Genomic DNA, 18,667 nt, shown 5'->3' with positions numbered 1-18,667 from the left:
CCTCCTGGTACGAAGGTCCACTTTACGCCCGGATCGCCTGCTGCGTAGAACTGATCCGGGGTCAAGCGCACGAAGTCGGCACCGGCGCCGGACCACGCGCTCTCCCGATCAACCCCCGGCTGCCCCGGAACCAGCGCAGGCGCCGCTGCGCCGCGCACTGCCCGGAGCACGCGATCAGCCTCCAGTACCACGGAACCACGAAAGGGGAACGCGGTGTCGCGCCTCCAGACGGATATCGCGGTCGTCGGAATCTCCTGCCGACTGCCCGGCGCGGACGATCCCGGCGCGCTGTGGTCGCTGCTGACCGCGGGAACGGCCGTCGACGCGCCGGTACCGGCCGAGCGGTGGGCGCCCGCCTCGCTGGCGGGCCTGTCCGAGGCCGAGGCGGCGATCGTCCGGCGCGGCGCGTTCCTCGACGACGTCGCGGGCTTCGACGCCCGGTTCTTCGGGATGTCGCCGCGGGAGGCCGCGGTAGTGGACCCCCAACAGCGGCTGATGCTGGAACTGGGCTGGGAAGCGCTGGAGGACGCCGGTATCACCAGCCGGGCGGTGGCCGGGTCCCGCACCGGCGTGTTCGTCGGCGCCGCCGGGGACGACTACACCACCCTCGCCCGCGAGCAGGGTGCCGCAGCGATCACCCCGCACACCTTCACCGGCTCGCTGCGCTCCCTCATCGCCAACCGCGTGTCCTACTTCCTGGGGGCCAAGGGGCCCAGCCTGGTGGTCGACGCCGGGCAGTCCTCCTCGCTGGTCGCCATCCACTACGCCGCGGAGAGCCTGCGGCGCGGTGAGTGCGACGTGGCGGTCGCGGGCGGCGTGGCGCTCCGGCTCACCCCGCACCACGCCATCGCCGCCCACCGGTTCGGGGCACTGTCCGCGGACGGCCGGTGCCACGTGTTCGACGCCCGGGCCAACGGCTTCGGCCAGGGCGAGGGTGGCGGTGCCGTCGTGCTGAAGCCGCTGGCGGCCGCGCTCGCCGATGGCGACGACATCTACTGCGTGATCCGGGGCAGCGCCGTGGCCAACGACGGCGGTGGTGACCAGCTCTCGACCCCGACCGCCGAGGGGCAGGCTGCGGCGATCCGCGCCGCCTACCAGCAGGCTGCCTCCGATCCCGGCGAGGTGGTCCACGTCGAGCTGCACGGTGCGGGCACGCCCACCGGTGACCCGGTCGAGGCGACCGCGCTCGGTGAGGTGATCGGGGCCGCGCGCGAGGCGGGCAGCCCGCTGCGCGTCGGGTCGGTCAAGTCCAACATCGGCCACCTGGAAGCCGCGGCGGGCATCGCCGGGTTCATCAAGACCGCGCTGTGCGTTCGCGCCGGGACCCTCGTGCCCACCGCGGACTTCCGCACGCCCAACCCGGTGATCCCGCTGGACGAGCTGAACCTGCAGGTCCAGACGGCGGTGGAGCCGGTCCGCGACGGGCAGGGGCTGTTCGGGGTGAGCTCCTTCGGCGTCGGCGGCACCAACTGCCACATCGCGGTGTCCGCGCCGCCGCGCCCGGAACCGCCCGCGCAGCGGCGACCCGCCGGGGCGCTGCCGGTGGTGCTCTCCGCCGCTGGCGGAGCCGCACTGCGTGCGCAGGCCGCGCAGCTGGCATCAGCGCTCGACGGCGCCGCGGACGTACTCGACGTGGGTTGGTCGCTGGTCACCTCCCGCTCGCAGTTCGAGCACCGCGCGGTCGTGCTCGCCCCGCGCGCCGACGCGGTCGGTTCGGTGCGCGACGGCCTCGCCGCGGTGGCCTCGGGTGAGCCCTCGGCGGCGGTGGTCGTCGGCCAGGCGGCGCAGGAGACCGATCCGGTCTTCGTCTTCCCAGGTCAGGGTTCGCAGTGGGTCGGCATGGCTGCGGAGCTGCTCGGCCACTCGGCCGGGTTCACCGAGGCGATCGGCCGCTGCGAGGACGCGCTCGCACCGTTCGTTGACTGGTCGCTCACCGACGTGCTGCGCGGGGACGGTCCCGCGGCCGCGCTGGACCGCGTTGACGTCGTGCAGCCCGCGTTGTGGGCCGTGATGGTCTCGCTGGCCGAGGTGTGGCGGGGGCTGGGTGTGCACCCGACCGCGGTCGTCGGCCATTCCCAGGGTGAGATCGCTGCCGCGTGCGTGGCGGGCATCCTCTCCCTCGAGGACGGGGCGCGCGTGGTCGCGTTGCGCAGCCAGATCATCGCCCGCCACCTCGCGGGGCGGGGCGGGATGGCGTCGGTGGCGCTGTCCGCCGAGGAGCTGCTCGACATCCTCACCGACCACCCCGAGCTCAGCCTCGCCGCGCGCAACGGGCCGCGGTCCACCGTGCTCAGCGGTCCGTCCGCACCGCTGGAACGGCTGCTCACCTGGTTGGAGGCCCGCGACGTGCGGGTGCGCCGGGTGCCCGTCGACTACGCCTCCCACTCCGCGCACGTCGACGGGATCACCGAGGAGCTGCTCGCCGCCCTCGCCCCCATCACGCCGCGGTCCGGTGACGTCGCGTTCTACTCCACCGTCACCGGCAGCGAGGTCGACGGCACCGAGCTGACCCCGCAGTACTGGTGCCGGAACCTGCGTCAGACGGTGCTCTTCCAACCCGTGGTCGAAGCGCTCCTGGACCGCTGCACCGCCTTCATCGAACCCAGTCCGCACCCGGTGCTCACCGGACGTGTGCTGGAGACCGCCGAGCAGGCCGGGAAGAGCGCTGCGGCGATCGGCACGCTGCACCGCGACGAAGGCACCCGCGCCCGCTTGCTGGCCGCCGCCGCGGAGGCCTGGGCCGCCGGTGTTCCGGTCGACTGGACCGCGCCGTTCGAGGGCACCGGGGCTCGTCGGGTGGCGCTGCCGACCTACCCGTTCCAGCGCACCCGCCACTGGTTCGACACGGTGGACGCGGTGTCGGCGGAGGACGAGTCCGCGCTGGCGCTCCGGCTGCGCGAGGCGGGGGCCGAGGACCTGCACGACGTACTGCTCGACATGGTGCGCAGGCACACCGCTGTGGCACTGGGCTTCGGCGACCCCGGCGAGGTCGAGGACGCGACGTCGTTCCGGTCCCAGGGGCTGACCTCGGTCGTCGGCGCGTCGTTGTGCGCCGAGCTGGCCAAGGCGACCGCGACGAACCTGCCGCCGACCGCGGTGTTCGACCACCCCACACCGCTCGCGCTGGCGGCTCACCTGGAGCAGCTCGTGCGGGGCACGGCGCCTGCCACCCCGGTCGCACCGGCACGCGCAGCGGCGCAGGACGGTGATCCGGTGGTGATCGTCGGGATGGCCTGCCGCTACCCCGGCGGCGTGTCCACCCCGGAGGACCTGTGGCGGCTGGTCACCGCCGAGCGGGACGTGATCGGCGCCTTCCCCGCCGACCGGGGCTGGAACCTGGGCGCCTCGGTGACCTCCCGGGGCGGGTTCCTGCACGACATGGCCGACTTCGACGCCGGGTTCTTCGGCATCTCCCCGCGCGAAGCCCTCGCCATGGACCCGCAGCAGCGCCTGCTGCTGGAAACGGCGTGGGAGACCTTCGAGCGCGCCGGCATCAACCCGCAGACCCTCCAGCGCAGCGACACCGGGGTGTTCGTGGGCGCGATGGCGCAGGACTACGGCCCCCGGTTGCACGAGCCCTCGGACGGCACCGACGGCTACCGCCTGACCGGCAGCACCGCGAGCGTGGCCTCGGGCCGGGTGGCGTACGCGCTGGGGCTGGAGGGGCCTGCGGTCACCGTCGACACGGCGTGCTCGTCCTCGCTGGTCGCCCTGCACCTGGCCGCCGAGGCGGTGCGGCGCGGCGAGTGCTCGATGGCACTGGCGGGCGGGGTGACCGTGATGTCCTCCCCCGGCATCTTCGTGGAGTTCAGCAAGCAGGGCGGGTTGTCGCCGGACGGCCGCTGCAAGGCCTTCTCCAGCGATGCCGACGGCACCGGCTGGGGTGAAGGTGTCGGCCTGCTACTCGTCGAACGCCTCTCCGACGCCCGGCGCAACGGCCACCCCGTGCTGGCAGTCGTCCGCGGCTCGGCCATCAACCAGGACGGCGCCTCCAACGGCCTCACCGCGCCGAACGGCCCGTCGCAGGAACGCGTGATTCGACAGGCCTTGGCCAACGCCGGACTGCGACCCTCCGAAGTGGACGCCGTCGAAGCGCACGGTACCGGAACGCGTCTCGGCGACCCGATCGAGGCGCAGGCGCTGCTCACCGCCTATGGCGAGGGGCGGGAGAACCCGTTGTGGCTCGGCTCCGTCAAGTCCAACATCGGGCACACCCAAGCCGCCGCCGGGGTCGGCGGGGTGATCAAGATGGTCATGGCCATGCAGCACGGGCTCCTGCCGCGCACCTTGCACGTCGCCGAACCCACCCCGCACGTCGACTGGAGCACCGGGGCGGTCGAGCTGCTCACCGAGTCGGTCGACTGGCCGGAGACCACGCGTCCGCGCCGTGCCGGTGTGTCGTCCTTCGGCATCAGCGGCACCAACGCGCACGTCGTGCTGGAGCAGGCTCCCGCCTTGGTGCGGGCGGAAACACAGGAGCGCGGTGCGGACCGCAGGCTCGACGCGCCGTGGCTGCTGTCCGCCATGGACGAGAACGCCCTGCGCGCCCAGGCGCAACGCCTGCGCGAGCACTTGGAGGCCAATCCGGCGGCCGATCCCGCCGATGTCGGCTGCACGCTCGCGACCGCCCGTCCCGCCTTCGGGCTGCGCGCCGCCGTCTTCGGTGCTGACGGTGCGGAGCGCCTCGACGTGCTCGCGGCGTTGAGCGAGGGGCTGCCGCACCCCGGGTTGGTGCGCGGCACGGCGGGTCCTGCGGGCAAGGTCGTGTTCGTGTTCCCCGGTCAGGGCTCGCAGTGGGCCGGGATGGGCGCCGAACTGCTCGACACCTCACCGGTGTTCGCCGAACGAATCCAGCGTTGCGAGCAGGCACTCGCACCCTACGTCGACTGGTCCCTCACCGACGTCCTCCGCAACACCAACGCTCCTCTGGAGCGGGTCGACGTCGTCCAACCCGCACTCTGGGCGATGATGATTGCGCTCGCCGAAACGTGGCGCGCCCACGGCGTCGAACCCGCAGCCGTCATCGGCCACTCGCAAGGCGAAATCGCCGCCGCGCACGTGGCAGGAATCCTCAGCCTCGACGACAGCGCCCGCATCATCACGCTCCGCAGCCAGATCATCGCCCGACACCTCGCAGGCAAGGGCGCCATGGCTTCCATCGCCCTTCCGGCCGCGGAACTGGGCGACATGCTCGCCGATCACCCCGGCACCGCCATCGCCGCATTCAACGGGCCGAACTCCACCGTCGTCGCCGGGCCCCGGCTCGAACCGCTGCTGTCCACACTGGAACGCGACGGCATCCGCGTCCGCCGCATCCCGGTCGACTACGCCTCCCACAGCCCCGAAGTCGACACCATCCAGGAACAACTCCTCCACGCCCTGGCCCCCGTCTCCCCGCAGCAGGGTGACATCGCCTTCCACTCCACCGTCACCGGAACCCCGCTGGACGGCACCGAGCTCACCGCCGACTACTGGTTCCGCAACCTCCGCCAGCCCGTCCTGCTGCACCCCGTCATCGAGGCGCTGCTGCCCACCTGCACCACCTTCATAGAACCCAGCCCCCACCCCGTCCACACCACACCCGACCAGGAAGCAGCCGAAGCCCAGGACGTGCCGATCACCACCACCGGCACCCTCCGTCGGGACAACGGCGCACCCACCCAGCTCCACACCGCCATCGCCACCGCCTGGACCACCGGGGTCCCGGTCGACGGGGCCGCGCTGTTCCCCGGTGCGCACCCGATCCCACTGCCCACCTACCCCTTCCAGCGCACCCGCTACTGGCTGGGGACGACGGCCGAACCGGCTTCCAGCGACGACGACGGCGGGTTGTGGGCAGCCGTGGAGGCCGAGGACACCGATGCGGTGGCCACCGTGCTGGGGTTGCAGGAAGACCGGCCGGACTGGCTCGCGGAAGCCACACCTGCGCTGGCGCGGTGGCGTGAGCTACGGCGCGCGGGCAAGGAGCTGGACGCGCTGCGGTACTCGGTCGAGTGGGTGCCGTCCACGGTCGGCACCGGGGCACCGACCGGGACCTGGCTGGTGGTCGCACCGGCTGGCCACGACGAGCCGACCTGGGCGCAGCCGCTGCGGGACGCGCTGCGCTCGGGCGGCGCCGAAGTGGTCGAGCTGCGGCTCGGCGCGGAGGACCGCACCACCCTGCGCGACCGCCTCCCCCGAGAGGTCGACGGTGTGCTGTCGCTGGTCGCGCTGGATGACGCTGCGCACCCGACCAGCCCCGCCGTGCCGGTGGGCACCGCGGCGACGCTGACGCTGGTCCACGCGCTCGCGGACGCCGGTCTCGAAGTTCCGCTGTGGACAGTGACCTCGGGTGCGGTCGCCGTGGACCACGCCGACTCGCTGCGGACCCCCGCGCAGAGCACGGTGTGGGGCCTCGGTCGGGTGGTCGCGCTGGAGCAGCCCGAGCGCTGGGGCGGGCTCGTGGACGTGCCCGAGAAGCCCGACGGCCGGGCGGTCGACCAGTTGCTGGCAGTGCTCGCGCAGCGGCAGGAGGACCAGGTCGCCGTCCGCGAATCCGGCACGTTCGCCCGCAGGCTGGTGCACTCCGCTGCGGCCGCTCCCTCCGCGGAGAAGCGCGGCCCGCGCGGCACGGTGCTCCTGACCGGGGGCACGGGTGCGCTCGGCGCGCAGGTGGCCCGGCAGCTCGCCCAGGACGGCGCACGACACCTCGTGCTCGCCGGGCGGCGCGGGCCGGAGGCACCCGGGGCGGCGGAGCTCGCCGACGAGTTGCGCGCGCTGGGCACCGAAGTCAGCGTCGTGGCGTGCGACGTGGGTGACCGCAGTGCCCTGGAGCAGCTGCTCGCGCAGTTCCCGGTCACGTCGGTGGTCCACGCCGCCGGTGCGCTGGACGACGCGGTGGTGGCCTCCCTCACCACCGAGCAGCTCGACCGGGTGCTGCGAGTGAAGGCCGACGGCGCACGGCACCTGCACGAGCTGACCGCGGACCGGGAGCTGGACGACTTCATCCTGTTCTCCTCGATCTCCGGGGTGCTCGGCATCCCCGGCCAAGGCGGCTACGCACCGGGCAACGCCTACCTCGACGCACTCGCCGAGCACCGGCGCGGGCTCGGGCTGCCCGCCACCTCCTACGCGTGGGGGCCGTGGGCCGGGGACGGCATGGCGGCGGTCGGCGGAGTGGAGGACCGGCTGCGCAGGCACGGTGTGCCGCCGCTGGATCCCGACCAGGCGTTGGCGGTCCTCACCCGCGGCGAACCCGAGGACCGCGCCACCGTCGTGGTGGCCGACGTGCGGTGGGACCGCTTCTTCCTCGCCTACACCGAGGCCCGGAGGCGGCCGCTCATCGAGGACCTGCCCGAGGTGCGCGCGCTGCTGGACACCGGCGCGACCAGCCGGGAGGAGGAAACCGGGTCGCAGCTGGCGGTGCGGCTCCGGTCGCTGTCGGTGAAGCAGCGCGCCTCCGCCGTGCGCGACGTGGTGCGCTCGCAGGTCGCGGCGGTGCTGGGGCACGCGAGTGCCCAGGGCATCGACGTCGAGCGCCCGTTCCGCGACCTCGGGTTCGACTCGCTCACCGGTGTGGAACTGCGCAACCGGCTCGCGGCGGAAGCCGGGGTGCGGCTGCCGTCGAGCCTGGTGTTCGACCACCCGACACCCGCCGCCGTGGCCGGTCACCTGGAGTCCCTGCTGCTGGACGAGGGCGGTCCCGAGGTGCTCCCCGCGACCGCGGTGGCCGCCGACGACGACCCCGTGGTCATCGTCGCGATGGCCTGCCGCTACCCGGGTCAGGTCGCCTCGCCCGAGGACCTGTGGCAGCTCGTCGCCGACGGCGGGGACGCCATCGGCGACTTCCCCACCGACCGCGGCTGGGACCTGACCCGGCTGCTGTCCGAGGTGCCCGGCGCGCCCGGCACCTCGATGACGGGTCGCGGCGGGTTCCTGCACGACGCGGCGGACTTCGACGCGACGTTGTTCGGCATCTCGCCACGCGAGGCGTTGGCCATGGACCCGCAGCAGCGGCTGCTGCTGGAAACGGCGTGGGAGGCCTTCGAACGGGCCGGGATCAACCCGCTGGGCCTGCGGGGCAGCGCCACCGGCGTGTTCGTCGGCATGTCCTACCAGGACTACCAGACCCGGGTCGCCGAGCCGCCGCCGGACCTGGCGGGCTACCTCCTCACCGGCGCGACGGCCAGCGTCGCCTCCGGCCGGGTCGCCTACACCTTCGGGTTGGAGGGACCCGCCGTCACCATCGACACCGCCTGCTCGTCGTCGCTGGTCGCGCTGCACCTGGCCGCCGAGGCGGTGCGGCGCGGCGAGTGCTCCGCCGCGCTGGCGGGAGGTGTCGCGCTGATGGCGACCCCGCACATGTTCACCGAGTTCAGTCGGCAGCGGGGGCTCGCACCGGACGGCCGGTGCAAGGCCTTCTCCAGCGGTGCCGACGGTTTCGGCTCGGCGGAGGGCGTGGGCCTGCTGCTGGTGGAGCGGCTGTCCGAGGCGCGTCGCAACGGTCACCCCGTGCTCGCGGTCGTGCGCGGTTCGGCGGTCAACCAGGACGGTGCGTCCAACGGCCTCACCGCACCGAACGGCCCGTCGCAGGAGCGGGTGATCCGGCAGGCCCTGGCGAACGCTGGACTCCGCCCGTCCGAAGTGGACGTCGTCGAAGCGCACGGCACCGGGACCCGTCTCGGTGACCCCATCGAAGCCCAAGCCCTGTTGGCCACCTACGGGCAGGACCGCGATGACCCGCTGTGGCTCGGCTCGGTGAAGTCCAACATCGGCCACACCCAAGCCGCCGCTGGTGTCGCAGGCATCATCAAGGTGGTCATGGCCATGCAGCACGGTGTCCTGCCGCGCACGCTGCACGTGGCTGAGCCGACTCCGCACGTCGACTGGAGCGCGGGGGCCGTTCGCCTCCTGACCGAGCCCCAGCCGTGGCCCGACCAGGACCGGCCCCACCGCGCGGGCATCTCGTCCTTCGGTGTCAGCGGCACGAACGCGCACATCGTGCTCGAACAGCCCCCGGAGCACGAGGAGCCCGCCACCGCGCATCCCGACGTCCCCGCCGTGCCCTGGGTGCTGTCGGCGAAGACGTCGGAGGCGTTGCGAGCCCAGGCCCACCGCCTGCTGGGCCTCTCCGGTCAGGACCCGGTCGATGTCGGCTGGTCGCTGGCCACCACCCGTGCCATGCTCGAGCACCGCGCCGTCGTCGTGGGCCGCGACGAGGACGAGCTGATGACCAGGTTGGCCGCGCTCGCTGAAGGCTCCCAGGTCGACGGTGTCGTCGAAGGTGCGGCCGGGCCCGCGGGCGACGTCGTGTTCGTGTTCCCCGGCCAGGGCTCGCAGTGGCCCGGGATGGGCGCCGAACTGCTCGACACCTCACCGGTGTTCGCCGAGTGGATCAACCGCTGCGAACAAGCACTCGCACCCCACGTCGACTGGTCCCTCACCGACGTCCTCCGCAACACCGACGCTCCTCTGGAGCGCGTCGACGTCGTCCAACCCGCACTCTGGGCGATGATGATCTCCCTTGCCGAAACCTGGCGCGCCCACGGCGTCGAACCCAGCGCCGTCATCGGCCACTCCCAAGGCGAAATCGCCGCCGCCTGCGTCGCAGGAATCCTCACCCTCGACGACAGCGCCCGCATCATCGCACTCCGCAGCCAACTCATCGCCCAGCACCTCGCAGGCAAGGGCGCCATGGCGTCCGTCGCCCTCCCCGCGGAAGAGCTGAGCGAGATGCTCGCCGAACACCCCGGCACCACCATCGCCGCGCTCAACGGGCCGAGCTCCACCGTCATCGCCGGACCCCAGCTCGAAGAACTGCTGTCCACACTGGAGGAGCGGGGCACACGGGTTCGCCACATCCCGGTCGACTACGCCTCCCACAGCCCCGAAGTCGACACCATCCAGGAACAACTCCTCCACGCACTAGCCCCCACCACCCCGCAGCAGGGCGACATCCCCTTCCACTCCACCGTCACCGGAACCCCGCTGGACGGCACCGAGCTCACCGCCGACTACTGGTTCCGCAACCTCCGCCAGCCCGTCCTGTTCCACCCCACCGTCCGGGCACTCAGCATCGACCACCACGCCACCTTCGTCGAACCCAGCCCCCACCCCGTCCTCACCACCCCCATCCAGGAGACCGACGACGACGCCGTCACCATCGGTACCCTCCGCCGCGACGACGGCGGCCCCGCCCGGCTCCTCACCTCCGCGGCCGAGGCCTGGACCCGTGGCGTGCCGGTCGACTGGACCGCGCTGCTCACCGAGGCACGACCGGTCCCGCTGCCCACCTACCCCTTCCAGCGCACCCGCTACTGGATGGAGGGCCAGGTCGGCGGGGCGAACGCAGCCGCGACCGGCCAGAAGGCGGTGGACCACCCGCTGCTGTCGGCACGCGTCGACCAGCCGGAGGGGCAGGAGGTGCTGCTCACCGGCCGGATCGCCGTCGACACGCACCCGTGGCTCGCCGACCACGCCGTCGCCGGGGTCGTGCTGCTGCCGGGCACGGCTCTGCTGGAGATGGCGGTGCTGGCCGGTGACGAGGTCGGCTGCGACCTCGTGGAGGAGCTGACGCTCGTCACCCCGCTGCTGATGCCCGACCAGGGTGGCGTGCAGCTGCGGGTCCGGGTGCAGCCGGACGGTGAGGGCCGCCATGCGTTGAGCGTGCACGCCCGCGTCGAGGGCGCGCTCGAAGGCGATTCGTGGACGTTGCACGCCAGCGGCACGTTGGCGCGGTCGCAGCGGCTGGTCACCGCCGACTCCGGCGCGTGGCCACCACCCGGCGCCACCCCGGTGCCCATGGACTCCGCCTACGACCGCCTCGCCGAGCACGGGTACTCCTACGGCCCCGCGTTCCAGGGGGTGCGCGCGGTGTGGCGCTCGGGCGGTGACGTGTTCGCCGAGATCACGCTGCCCGAGGACCAGGGTTCAGCCGCGGAGCGCTTCGCGCTGCACCCCGCGCTGCTGGACGCTGCCGCGCAGACCGTGCTGGTGGCCTCCCCGCCGAGCGGTGGCGCGCCCTCCGTGTTGCCGTTCGAGTGGCGGAACTTCACCGTGCACGCAACCGGCGCCACCACGGCGCGGGTCCACCTGAGCTTGGTCAACCCGACCGAAGCCCGGCTGCGGATCACCGACACCGCGGGCGTTCCGGTCGCCGAAGCCGACGCCCTGGTGCTGCGGCCGCTGGACCTCGCTGAGCTCACCCAGCTCGGCGTCGGCCACGGTGACGCGCTGCTGCGCGTCGAGTGGGCCGCGTTCTCCCCGGCCTCAGTGGTGCCCGCGGACCTCGTGTCGCACGTCGACGTGCTGGACGTGGACGACCTCACCGCGATCGCCGAGGCGGCCGAGGCCGACGGCGCCGAGCTGCCGTCGCTGGTGTTCGCCCGCCTGGACCTGCGGCACGACGTGCCCGAGGAGCTCTCGGCCCCGATCGCGCGCACCGAGGTGCTGCGGGTGCTGGAACTGCTGCAGGCCTGGCTCGCCGAGCCAGCGTTCGAGGAGTCGCGGCTCGTGCTCGTCACCCGGCACGCCGTGCAAGCACGGCCGGACGACGCGGCGCTCACCCGGCACGCGGCGGTGTGGGGGCTGGTGCGGTCGGCGCAGACGGAGCACCCGGACCGGTTCGTGCTCGCGGACACCGACGGCACCGACGAGTCGCACCAGATGCTGCCGATCGCCGCCGCCGGTGGCGAGCCGCAGTTCGCGGTGCGGCAGGGCAAGCCGCTGTTCCCCCGACTGGTGCGCGAGGACGCGGTCGAGGCCGCCGAGACGCCGGTCGACCCCGACGGCACCGTGCTCATCACCGGCGGCACCGGCACCCTGGGGCGCCGGGTGGCCTGGCGCCTGGTGGCGGAGCACGGCGTGCGGCACCTGCTGCTGGTCAACCGCCGGGGCCCCGACGCCGAGGGGTGCGCGGAGCTGATCGCCGACCTGCGCGCGGCCGGTGCCCACGCGACGATCGCCGCGTGCGACGTCGCCGACCGGGGCGCGCTGGAGCGGCTGCTCCGCGAGGTTCCCGACGCGCACCCGGTGACCGCCGTGGTCCACGCCGCAGGGGTGCTCGCGGACGCCGTCGTCGACTCGCTCACCCCCGAGCAGCTCCACGAGGTGCTGCGGCCGAAGGTCGACGCCGCCGTGAACCTGCACGAGCTGACCAGCGGTGTGAGCCGCTTCGTCCTGTTCTCCTCGGCCGCGGGTGTGCTCGGCTCCGCAGGTCAGGCGGGGTACGCGGCGGCCAACGCGTTCCTCGACGGGCTCGCCCGCTACCGCAGGCACCACGGTGCCCCGGCCGTGTCGCTGGCGTGGGGGTTGTGGGACGAGCGCAGCGCCCTGACCGGTGATCTGCGGGACTCGGACCTGCGGCGGCTGGCGGAACTGGGCGTCGGCGCGATGCCGACCGACTCCGCGCTCGCGCTGTTCGACGTGGCCTGGAGGGGGACTGGCGATGCGGCGCTGGTCCCGTTGCGCGTGGAACCCGGCGCCGCCGCCGCGGGTTCCGGGGCGGTGCCCCCGCTGCTGCGGGACCTGATCCGCCTGCCGGCTCGGCGTTCGGTGGCGCGGTCCGACGGCGCGGCGAGCCCGTTGCCGGACGTTCCGGCCGACCAGCGGGCGGGCATGCTGCTCGACCTGGTCCGGACGCGGGCCGCTGCGGTGCTGGGGCACGACTCCGCCGATGCCGTCGCACCGACCCGCGCGTTCCGCGAGCTCGGGTTCGACTCGCTGGCGGCCGTCGACCTGCGCAACCGGCTCAACGCCGCGACCGGCCTGCGGTTGCCCGCCACCACCGTCTTCGACCACCCGAGCCCGGCCGCGCTCGCCGAGCATCTCGAGCAGGAGCTCTACGGTCGTGCCGAGGTGGCGCCCGCGACCGCACCGACCGCCGCGGACGACGACCCGGTGGTCATCGTCGCGATGAGCTGCCGGTTCCCCGGCGGCAACGATTCACCGGAAGCGTTCTGGCGGTTCGTCTCCGCCGCCGGGGACGCCGTGGCGGCCATGCCGACCGACCGCGGGTGGGACTTGGCCTCGCTGCACGACCCCTCCGGGAACAGGCCGGGCACGACGACCACCGTCGAAGGCGCGTTCCTGCCGGGTGCGGCGGAGTTCGACGCGGAGTTCTTCGGCATCTCGCCGCGCGAGGCGCTCGCCATGGACCCCCAGCAGCGGCTGCTGCTGGAGACCGCGTGGGAGGCGTTCGAACGCGCGGGGATCGACCCGGCATCGGTCCGCGGCAGCCGCACCGGGGTGTTCACCGGCGTCATGTACCACGACTACGCCGCGCGACTGACCGATGTACCCGCTGACCTGGAGGGGTACCTGGTCAACGGCAGCGCGGGCAGCGTCGCCTCCGGCCGGGTCGCCTACACCTTCGGCCTGGAAGGCCCCGCCGTCACCGTCGACACCGCCTGCTCGTCGTCCCTGGTCGCCCTGCACCTGGCAGCGCAGGCCCTGCGCAACGGCGAATGCACCATGGCCCTGGCCGGTGGGGTGACGGTCATGGCGACGCCCGCTCCGTTCGTGGAGTTCAGCCGACAGCGCGGGCTTGCCGCCGACGGCCGGTGCAAGGCCTTCTCCAACAGCGCCGACGGTACCGGCTGGGGTGAGGGTGTCGGCCTGCTGCTCGTCGAACGGCTCTCCGACGCCCAGCGCAACGGCCACCCCGTGCTCGCGGTCGTGCGCGGTTCGGCGGTGAACCAGGACGGCGCGTCCAACGGCCTCACCGCACCCAACGGGCCATCGCAGCAGCGCGTCATCCGGCAGGCGCTGACCAACGCCGGACTCGAACCGTCCGAAGTGGACGCTGTCGAAGCACATGGCACCGGGACCCGTCTCGGTGATCCGATCGAAGCCCAGGCCCTGCTGGCCACCTACGGACAGGACCGCGAAGACCCGCTGTGGCTCGGCTCGGTCAAGTCCAACATCGGCCACACCCAAGCCGCTGCCGGCGTCGCAGGGATCATCAAGGTGGTCATGGCCATGCGCCACGGCCAGCTCCCCCGCACGCTGCACGTCGACGAACCCACCGCCGAAGTCGACTGGAGCACCGGGAACATCTCGCTGCTCACCGAGTCGATCAGCTGGCCGGACACCGGGCGTCCGCGTCGCGCGGGCGTGTCGTCGTTCGGCGTCAGCGGCACCAACGCCCACGTCATCATCGAACAGGCGTCGGCCCCCGAACGGGAGGTGGACGAGCAGCACCCGTGGCCCGTCGTGCCGTGGGTGCTGTCCGGGCGCGGACAGGCGGCGCTGCGCGCGCAGGCGGCGCGGGTGGCGCAGGAGCTGACACCGGAGCACTCGACGCTCGACGTGGCCTTCTCCCTGGCCACCACGCGCGCCGCGTTGGAGGAGCGGGCGGTCGTCGTGGCGAGCGGGACGACCGACTTCGTCGCCGCGTTGAACGCCATCGCCGAGGGGGCCGAGCACCCCTCCGTGGTCACCGGGCGAGCAGGTGAGGGCGGGCTGGTGATGGTGTTCTCCGGCCAAGGCACCCAGCGCCTCGGGATGGGCCGCGAGCTCTACGACACCTACCCCGCCTACGCCGAAGCCTTCGACACCGCCTGCGACGAACTCGACCACCACCTACCCCGACCGCTCCGCGACGTCGTCTTCGGCGACGACCCGGACCTGCTCAACCAAACCCAATACGCACAACCCGCCCTCTTCGCCCTCCAAACCGCCCTCTACCGACTGTGGGAATCCTGGGGCATCACACCCGAGGCCGTCACCGGGCACTCCATCGGTGAAATCACCGCCGCCCACATCACCGGCGTCCTCACCCTCACCGACGCCGCGGTTCTGGTCACAACGCGTGGACGACTCATGCAGACCCTGCCCGAGGGCGGCGCCATGGTGGCAATCAACACCACCGAAACCGAAGTACTGCCCCACCTGACCGGCTACGAGGACAAGGTCGGCATCGCCGCCATCAACAGCCCCAACTCACTCGTCCTCTCCGGTGACCACGCCGCCCTGCTCGACATCACCGAGGAACTCAACGGCTACCGCACCACCTGGCTGCGGGTCTCGCACGCCTTCCACTCACCACTCATGGAACCCATCCTCGACGAGTTCCGCGAAACCGTGAACGGGCTGAACTTCCAACCACCCACCATCCCGCTGATCTCCACCCTCACCGGACGACCCGCCGACCACACCACCCTCGCCAACCCCGAGCACTGGGTGCACCACGCCCGACACACCGTACGGTTCAGCGATGCCATCACCACGATCAACGAACAAAATCCCAACACCTACCTCGAAATCGGCCCCAACGCCGCACTCACCCCGCACATCCCCGGCACCACCACCCCTTCACTGCGCCGCGACAAACCCGAACCCGAAACCCTCACCACCGCACTCGCCGCCCTCATCGCCAACGGCGTCAAACCCAACTGGCACACCTACTTCGCCGGAACCGGCGCCCGCACCACGACACTGCCGACCTACGCGTTCCAACGGCAGCACCTCTGGCTCGACAACCAGCCGTCCGACGTGGTCGACCTCGGCGTGGCGGGGCTGGACAGCGCCGACCACCCGGTGCTCAAGGCTTCGGTGACCTCGCCCTCCTCCGGCCGGGTGCTGTTCACCGGCCGGGTGTCGGTGGCGTCGCAACCGTGGCTCGCCGACCACGCGGTGCACGGTGCGGTGTTGTTTCCCGGCACGGCGTTCGTCGACCTGGTGCTCCACGCGGGGCAGCGCTGCGGGTACCCGCGGCTCGCCGAGCTCACCACGGACGTGCCGCTGGTGCTCGCTGAGGACGAGGGCATGCAGGTCCGGGTCGAGGTCGGTGAAGCGGACGACGGACGACGGCAGGTCGCGGTGTTCTCCCGCTCGGACGGCGCGGAACCGGACGAGCCGTGGACCCAGCACTGCACGGGGATGCTGGACGCCGAACCCGCCGCCCAGTCGGCCGAGCCGTTGCCGTGGCCGCCGCCGGACGCCACCGCGGTGGACGTCACCGACTTCTACGAGCGGATGGCCGCGGTCGGCATGGCCTACGGCCCGGCGTTCCGCGGCCTGCGGGCCGCGTGGCGACGCGGCGACGAGGTCTTCGCCGAGGTCGAGCTCGGCGACACCACCTCCGGGTTCGCGTTGCACCCGGCCTTGTTCGACGCCGCGCTCCACGCCACCGCGATCGACGCCGGGGACAGCGGAGCGGTCAGCCTGCCATTCGCCTGGAGCGGGGTGGCGTTGCACGGTCGTGCGGCCGGGAAGCTGCGGGTGCGGCTCGTCCGCAGCGGGGCCGACCAGGTCTCGCTCGACATCGCGGACGGGGCCGGTGCTCTCGTGGCGTCGGTCGTCGCGCTCACCGCACGACAGGTCTCCGGCGGCGACCTGCGTCCTGCGCGCGTGCCGTCCCTGCGGTTGGACTGGCAGCCCGTCGTGCTGCCGGAGGCGGCGGAGCTGCCCGCCGACACCACCGTGCTCAACGTCGAGGTGCGGCCGTCGAGCAGTGGTGATCTCGCCGAGTCCGCTCGGCTCACCGCCGAGCACGTGCTCGGTTCCGCCCAGGAGTGGCTCGCCGGGCAGGACGGATCGCAGACCCGGCTCGTCGTGCTGACCGCAGGAGTCAGGTCGGACGATCCGGCACGCCGGTTGCCTGCCGCCGCAGTGTGGGGCCTGGTCCGCTCGGTGCAGGCCGAGCACCCCGGCCGCGTAGTGCTGGTCGACGTCGAGGACGGCGCCGATCGGCTCGCCGCCGCGGTGGCCGCTGGCGAACCCCAGCTCAGCCTCCGGGCCGAAGGTGCGTACGCACCACGTCTCGTCCGCCAGCCCCCGTCCACAGCGGACGTTCCGCAGCTGCCGGGCACGGTGCTGGTGACCGGTGCGAGCGGAGCGCTCGGTGGTGTGGTCGCGCGACACCTGGTCGAGTCGCACGGCGTCCGCAGGCTGTTGCTCGTCAGCCGCCGGGGCGGAGCAGCGCCCGGCGCAGCGGACCTCGCCGCGCGACTGCGCGAGCTCGGGGCCGAGGCGGAGTTCGCGGCCTGCGATGTCGCCGACCGGCAGGCGCTCTCCGAGGTCATCGCGGCAGTGCCGCCGCAGTGGCCGCTGTCCGCTGTTGTGCACTGCGCCGGAGTGGTGGATGACGCGACCCTCACGGGGCAGTCCGGTGCGCACCTGCGGGCCGTGTTCGCGCCGAAGGCCGAGGGGGCCTGGCACCTGCACGAGCTGTCCCGCGATCTCGACCTCTCGGCGTTCGTCCTCTTCTCCTCCGCGGCCGGGGTGCTGGGTTCGGCCGGGCAGGCGAACTACGCGGCGGCCAACGCGTTCCTCGATGCGCTGGCCGAGTCCAGGAGGCAGCAGGGGTTGCCCGCGTTGTCCCTGGCGTGGGGGCTCTGGAACGTCGCGGACGGCATGGCGGGCGAGCTCGGGGAGGCCGACCGCCGCCGCCTGGCGCGCACCGGTGTCGCGCCGATCCAGGAGGACCAGGGGCTCGCGATGTTCGACGAGGCGCTGGGTTCCGAGGACGCGCTGGTGGTGCCGCTCGTGGTCAACCGCGCGGCGTTGCGGACTTCCCCGGCGGACGTTCCCGCCGTCTTGCGCGGATTCGCGCCCACCGGGGCACCCGAGAGCACCACGGCACCGGACGCTTCGGAACCCCTCCGGGACCGCATCAGCGGCCTGGCTGGCGAGGAGCGCCGCAGCGCGCTGCTCGACGTGGTGCGGGCAGAGGTCGCCTCGACGCTCGGGCACGCTTCCGCAGCAGCACTCGACCCGCGGAAGAAGTTCACCGACCTCGGTTTCGACTCGCTCACCGCGGTCGAGCTGCGCAACCGCCTCACCGGGATCACCGGGGTGGCGCTGCCACCCACCGTCGCGTTCGACCACCCGTCGCCGGAGGCGCTCGCCGAGTTCCTCGACGCCGAGCTGCCGGGTGCGGGCGATGACCTGCTCGGCGAGCTGGACCGGCTGGAAGCCCTGCTCGAAGCCGAGCCCGGCACCGCCGACCACGAGCAGGTCTCGCAGCGCCTCGCGGACCTGCTCGCCAGCTGGAAGCGGCGCGGTTCCGCGAACGGTCACCTCAGCACCGTCCCGACCGACTCCACCACCCCGGAGGAACTGATGGACTTCATCGACCGGAACCTCTGATCCCCGCAGCCCCGCCCCCAGTCCGTTCGGATGCACAGGTGGTTTCGAGCATGGCGCAAGAGGAAAAGCTCTTCAGCTATCTGAAGCGGGTCACCGCTGATCTCCAGCAGGCGAAGGAACGCCTGTCGGAGGCCGAGAACCGGGACCGCGAGCCCATCGCGATCGTGGCGATGTCGTGCCGCTACCCCGGCGGCGTCGACGGCCCCGAGGCGCTGTGGCAGCTCGTCTCCTCCGGCGGCGACGCGATCTCCGGGTTCCCGCAGGACCGCGGGTGGCCGCTGGACGACCTCTTCGCCCAGGACTCGGGGGCGCCGGGCACCTCCGCCGTGCGGGAGGGTGGGTTCCTGCACGAAGCGGCTGACTTCGACGCCTCGCTGTTCGGCATCTCCCCACGCGAAGCGCTCGCCATGGACCCCCAGCAGCGGCTGCTGCTGGAAACCGCCTGGGAAGCTTTCGAACGCGCCGGTCTCGACCCGATGTCACTGCACGGCAGCCGGACCGGTGTGTTCACCGGAGTCATGTACAACGACTACGCCGCCCGCTTCGACCAGGCGCCCGACGAGGTCGCCGGGCACCTCGGCAACGGCAGCGCGGGCAG

2 protein-coding genes are annotated in these 18,667 nt (G+C 72.9%); both read left to right on the top strand.

Features of this window, described 5'->3' with window-relative positions; genetic code table 11:
* The first annotated feature begins 213 nt into the window (after positions 1-213).
* Entirely contained in the window at positions 214-18,069 is a 17,856-nt protein-coding gene (locus tag ABT324_RS30340; RefSeq protein WP_351184431.1) for a type I polyketide synthase, read from the top strand.
* A gap of 50 nt (positions 18,070-18,119) precedes the next feature.
* The coding region (locus tag ABT324_RS30335; protein ID WP_351184429.1) for a beta-ketoacyl synthase N-terminal-like domain-containing protein at positions 18,120-18,667 on the top strand (548 nt) is incomplete at its 3' end.

Origin of the sequence: Saccharopolyspora sp. NPDC000359 (assembly GCF_040300525.1) — a bacterium.
GTDB lineage: Bacteria > Actinomycetota > Actinomycetes > Mycobacteriales > Pseudonocardiaceae > Saccharopolyspora.
This window is presented reverse-complemented; position numbering and strand designations above follow the sequence as displayed.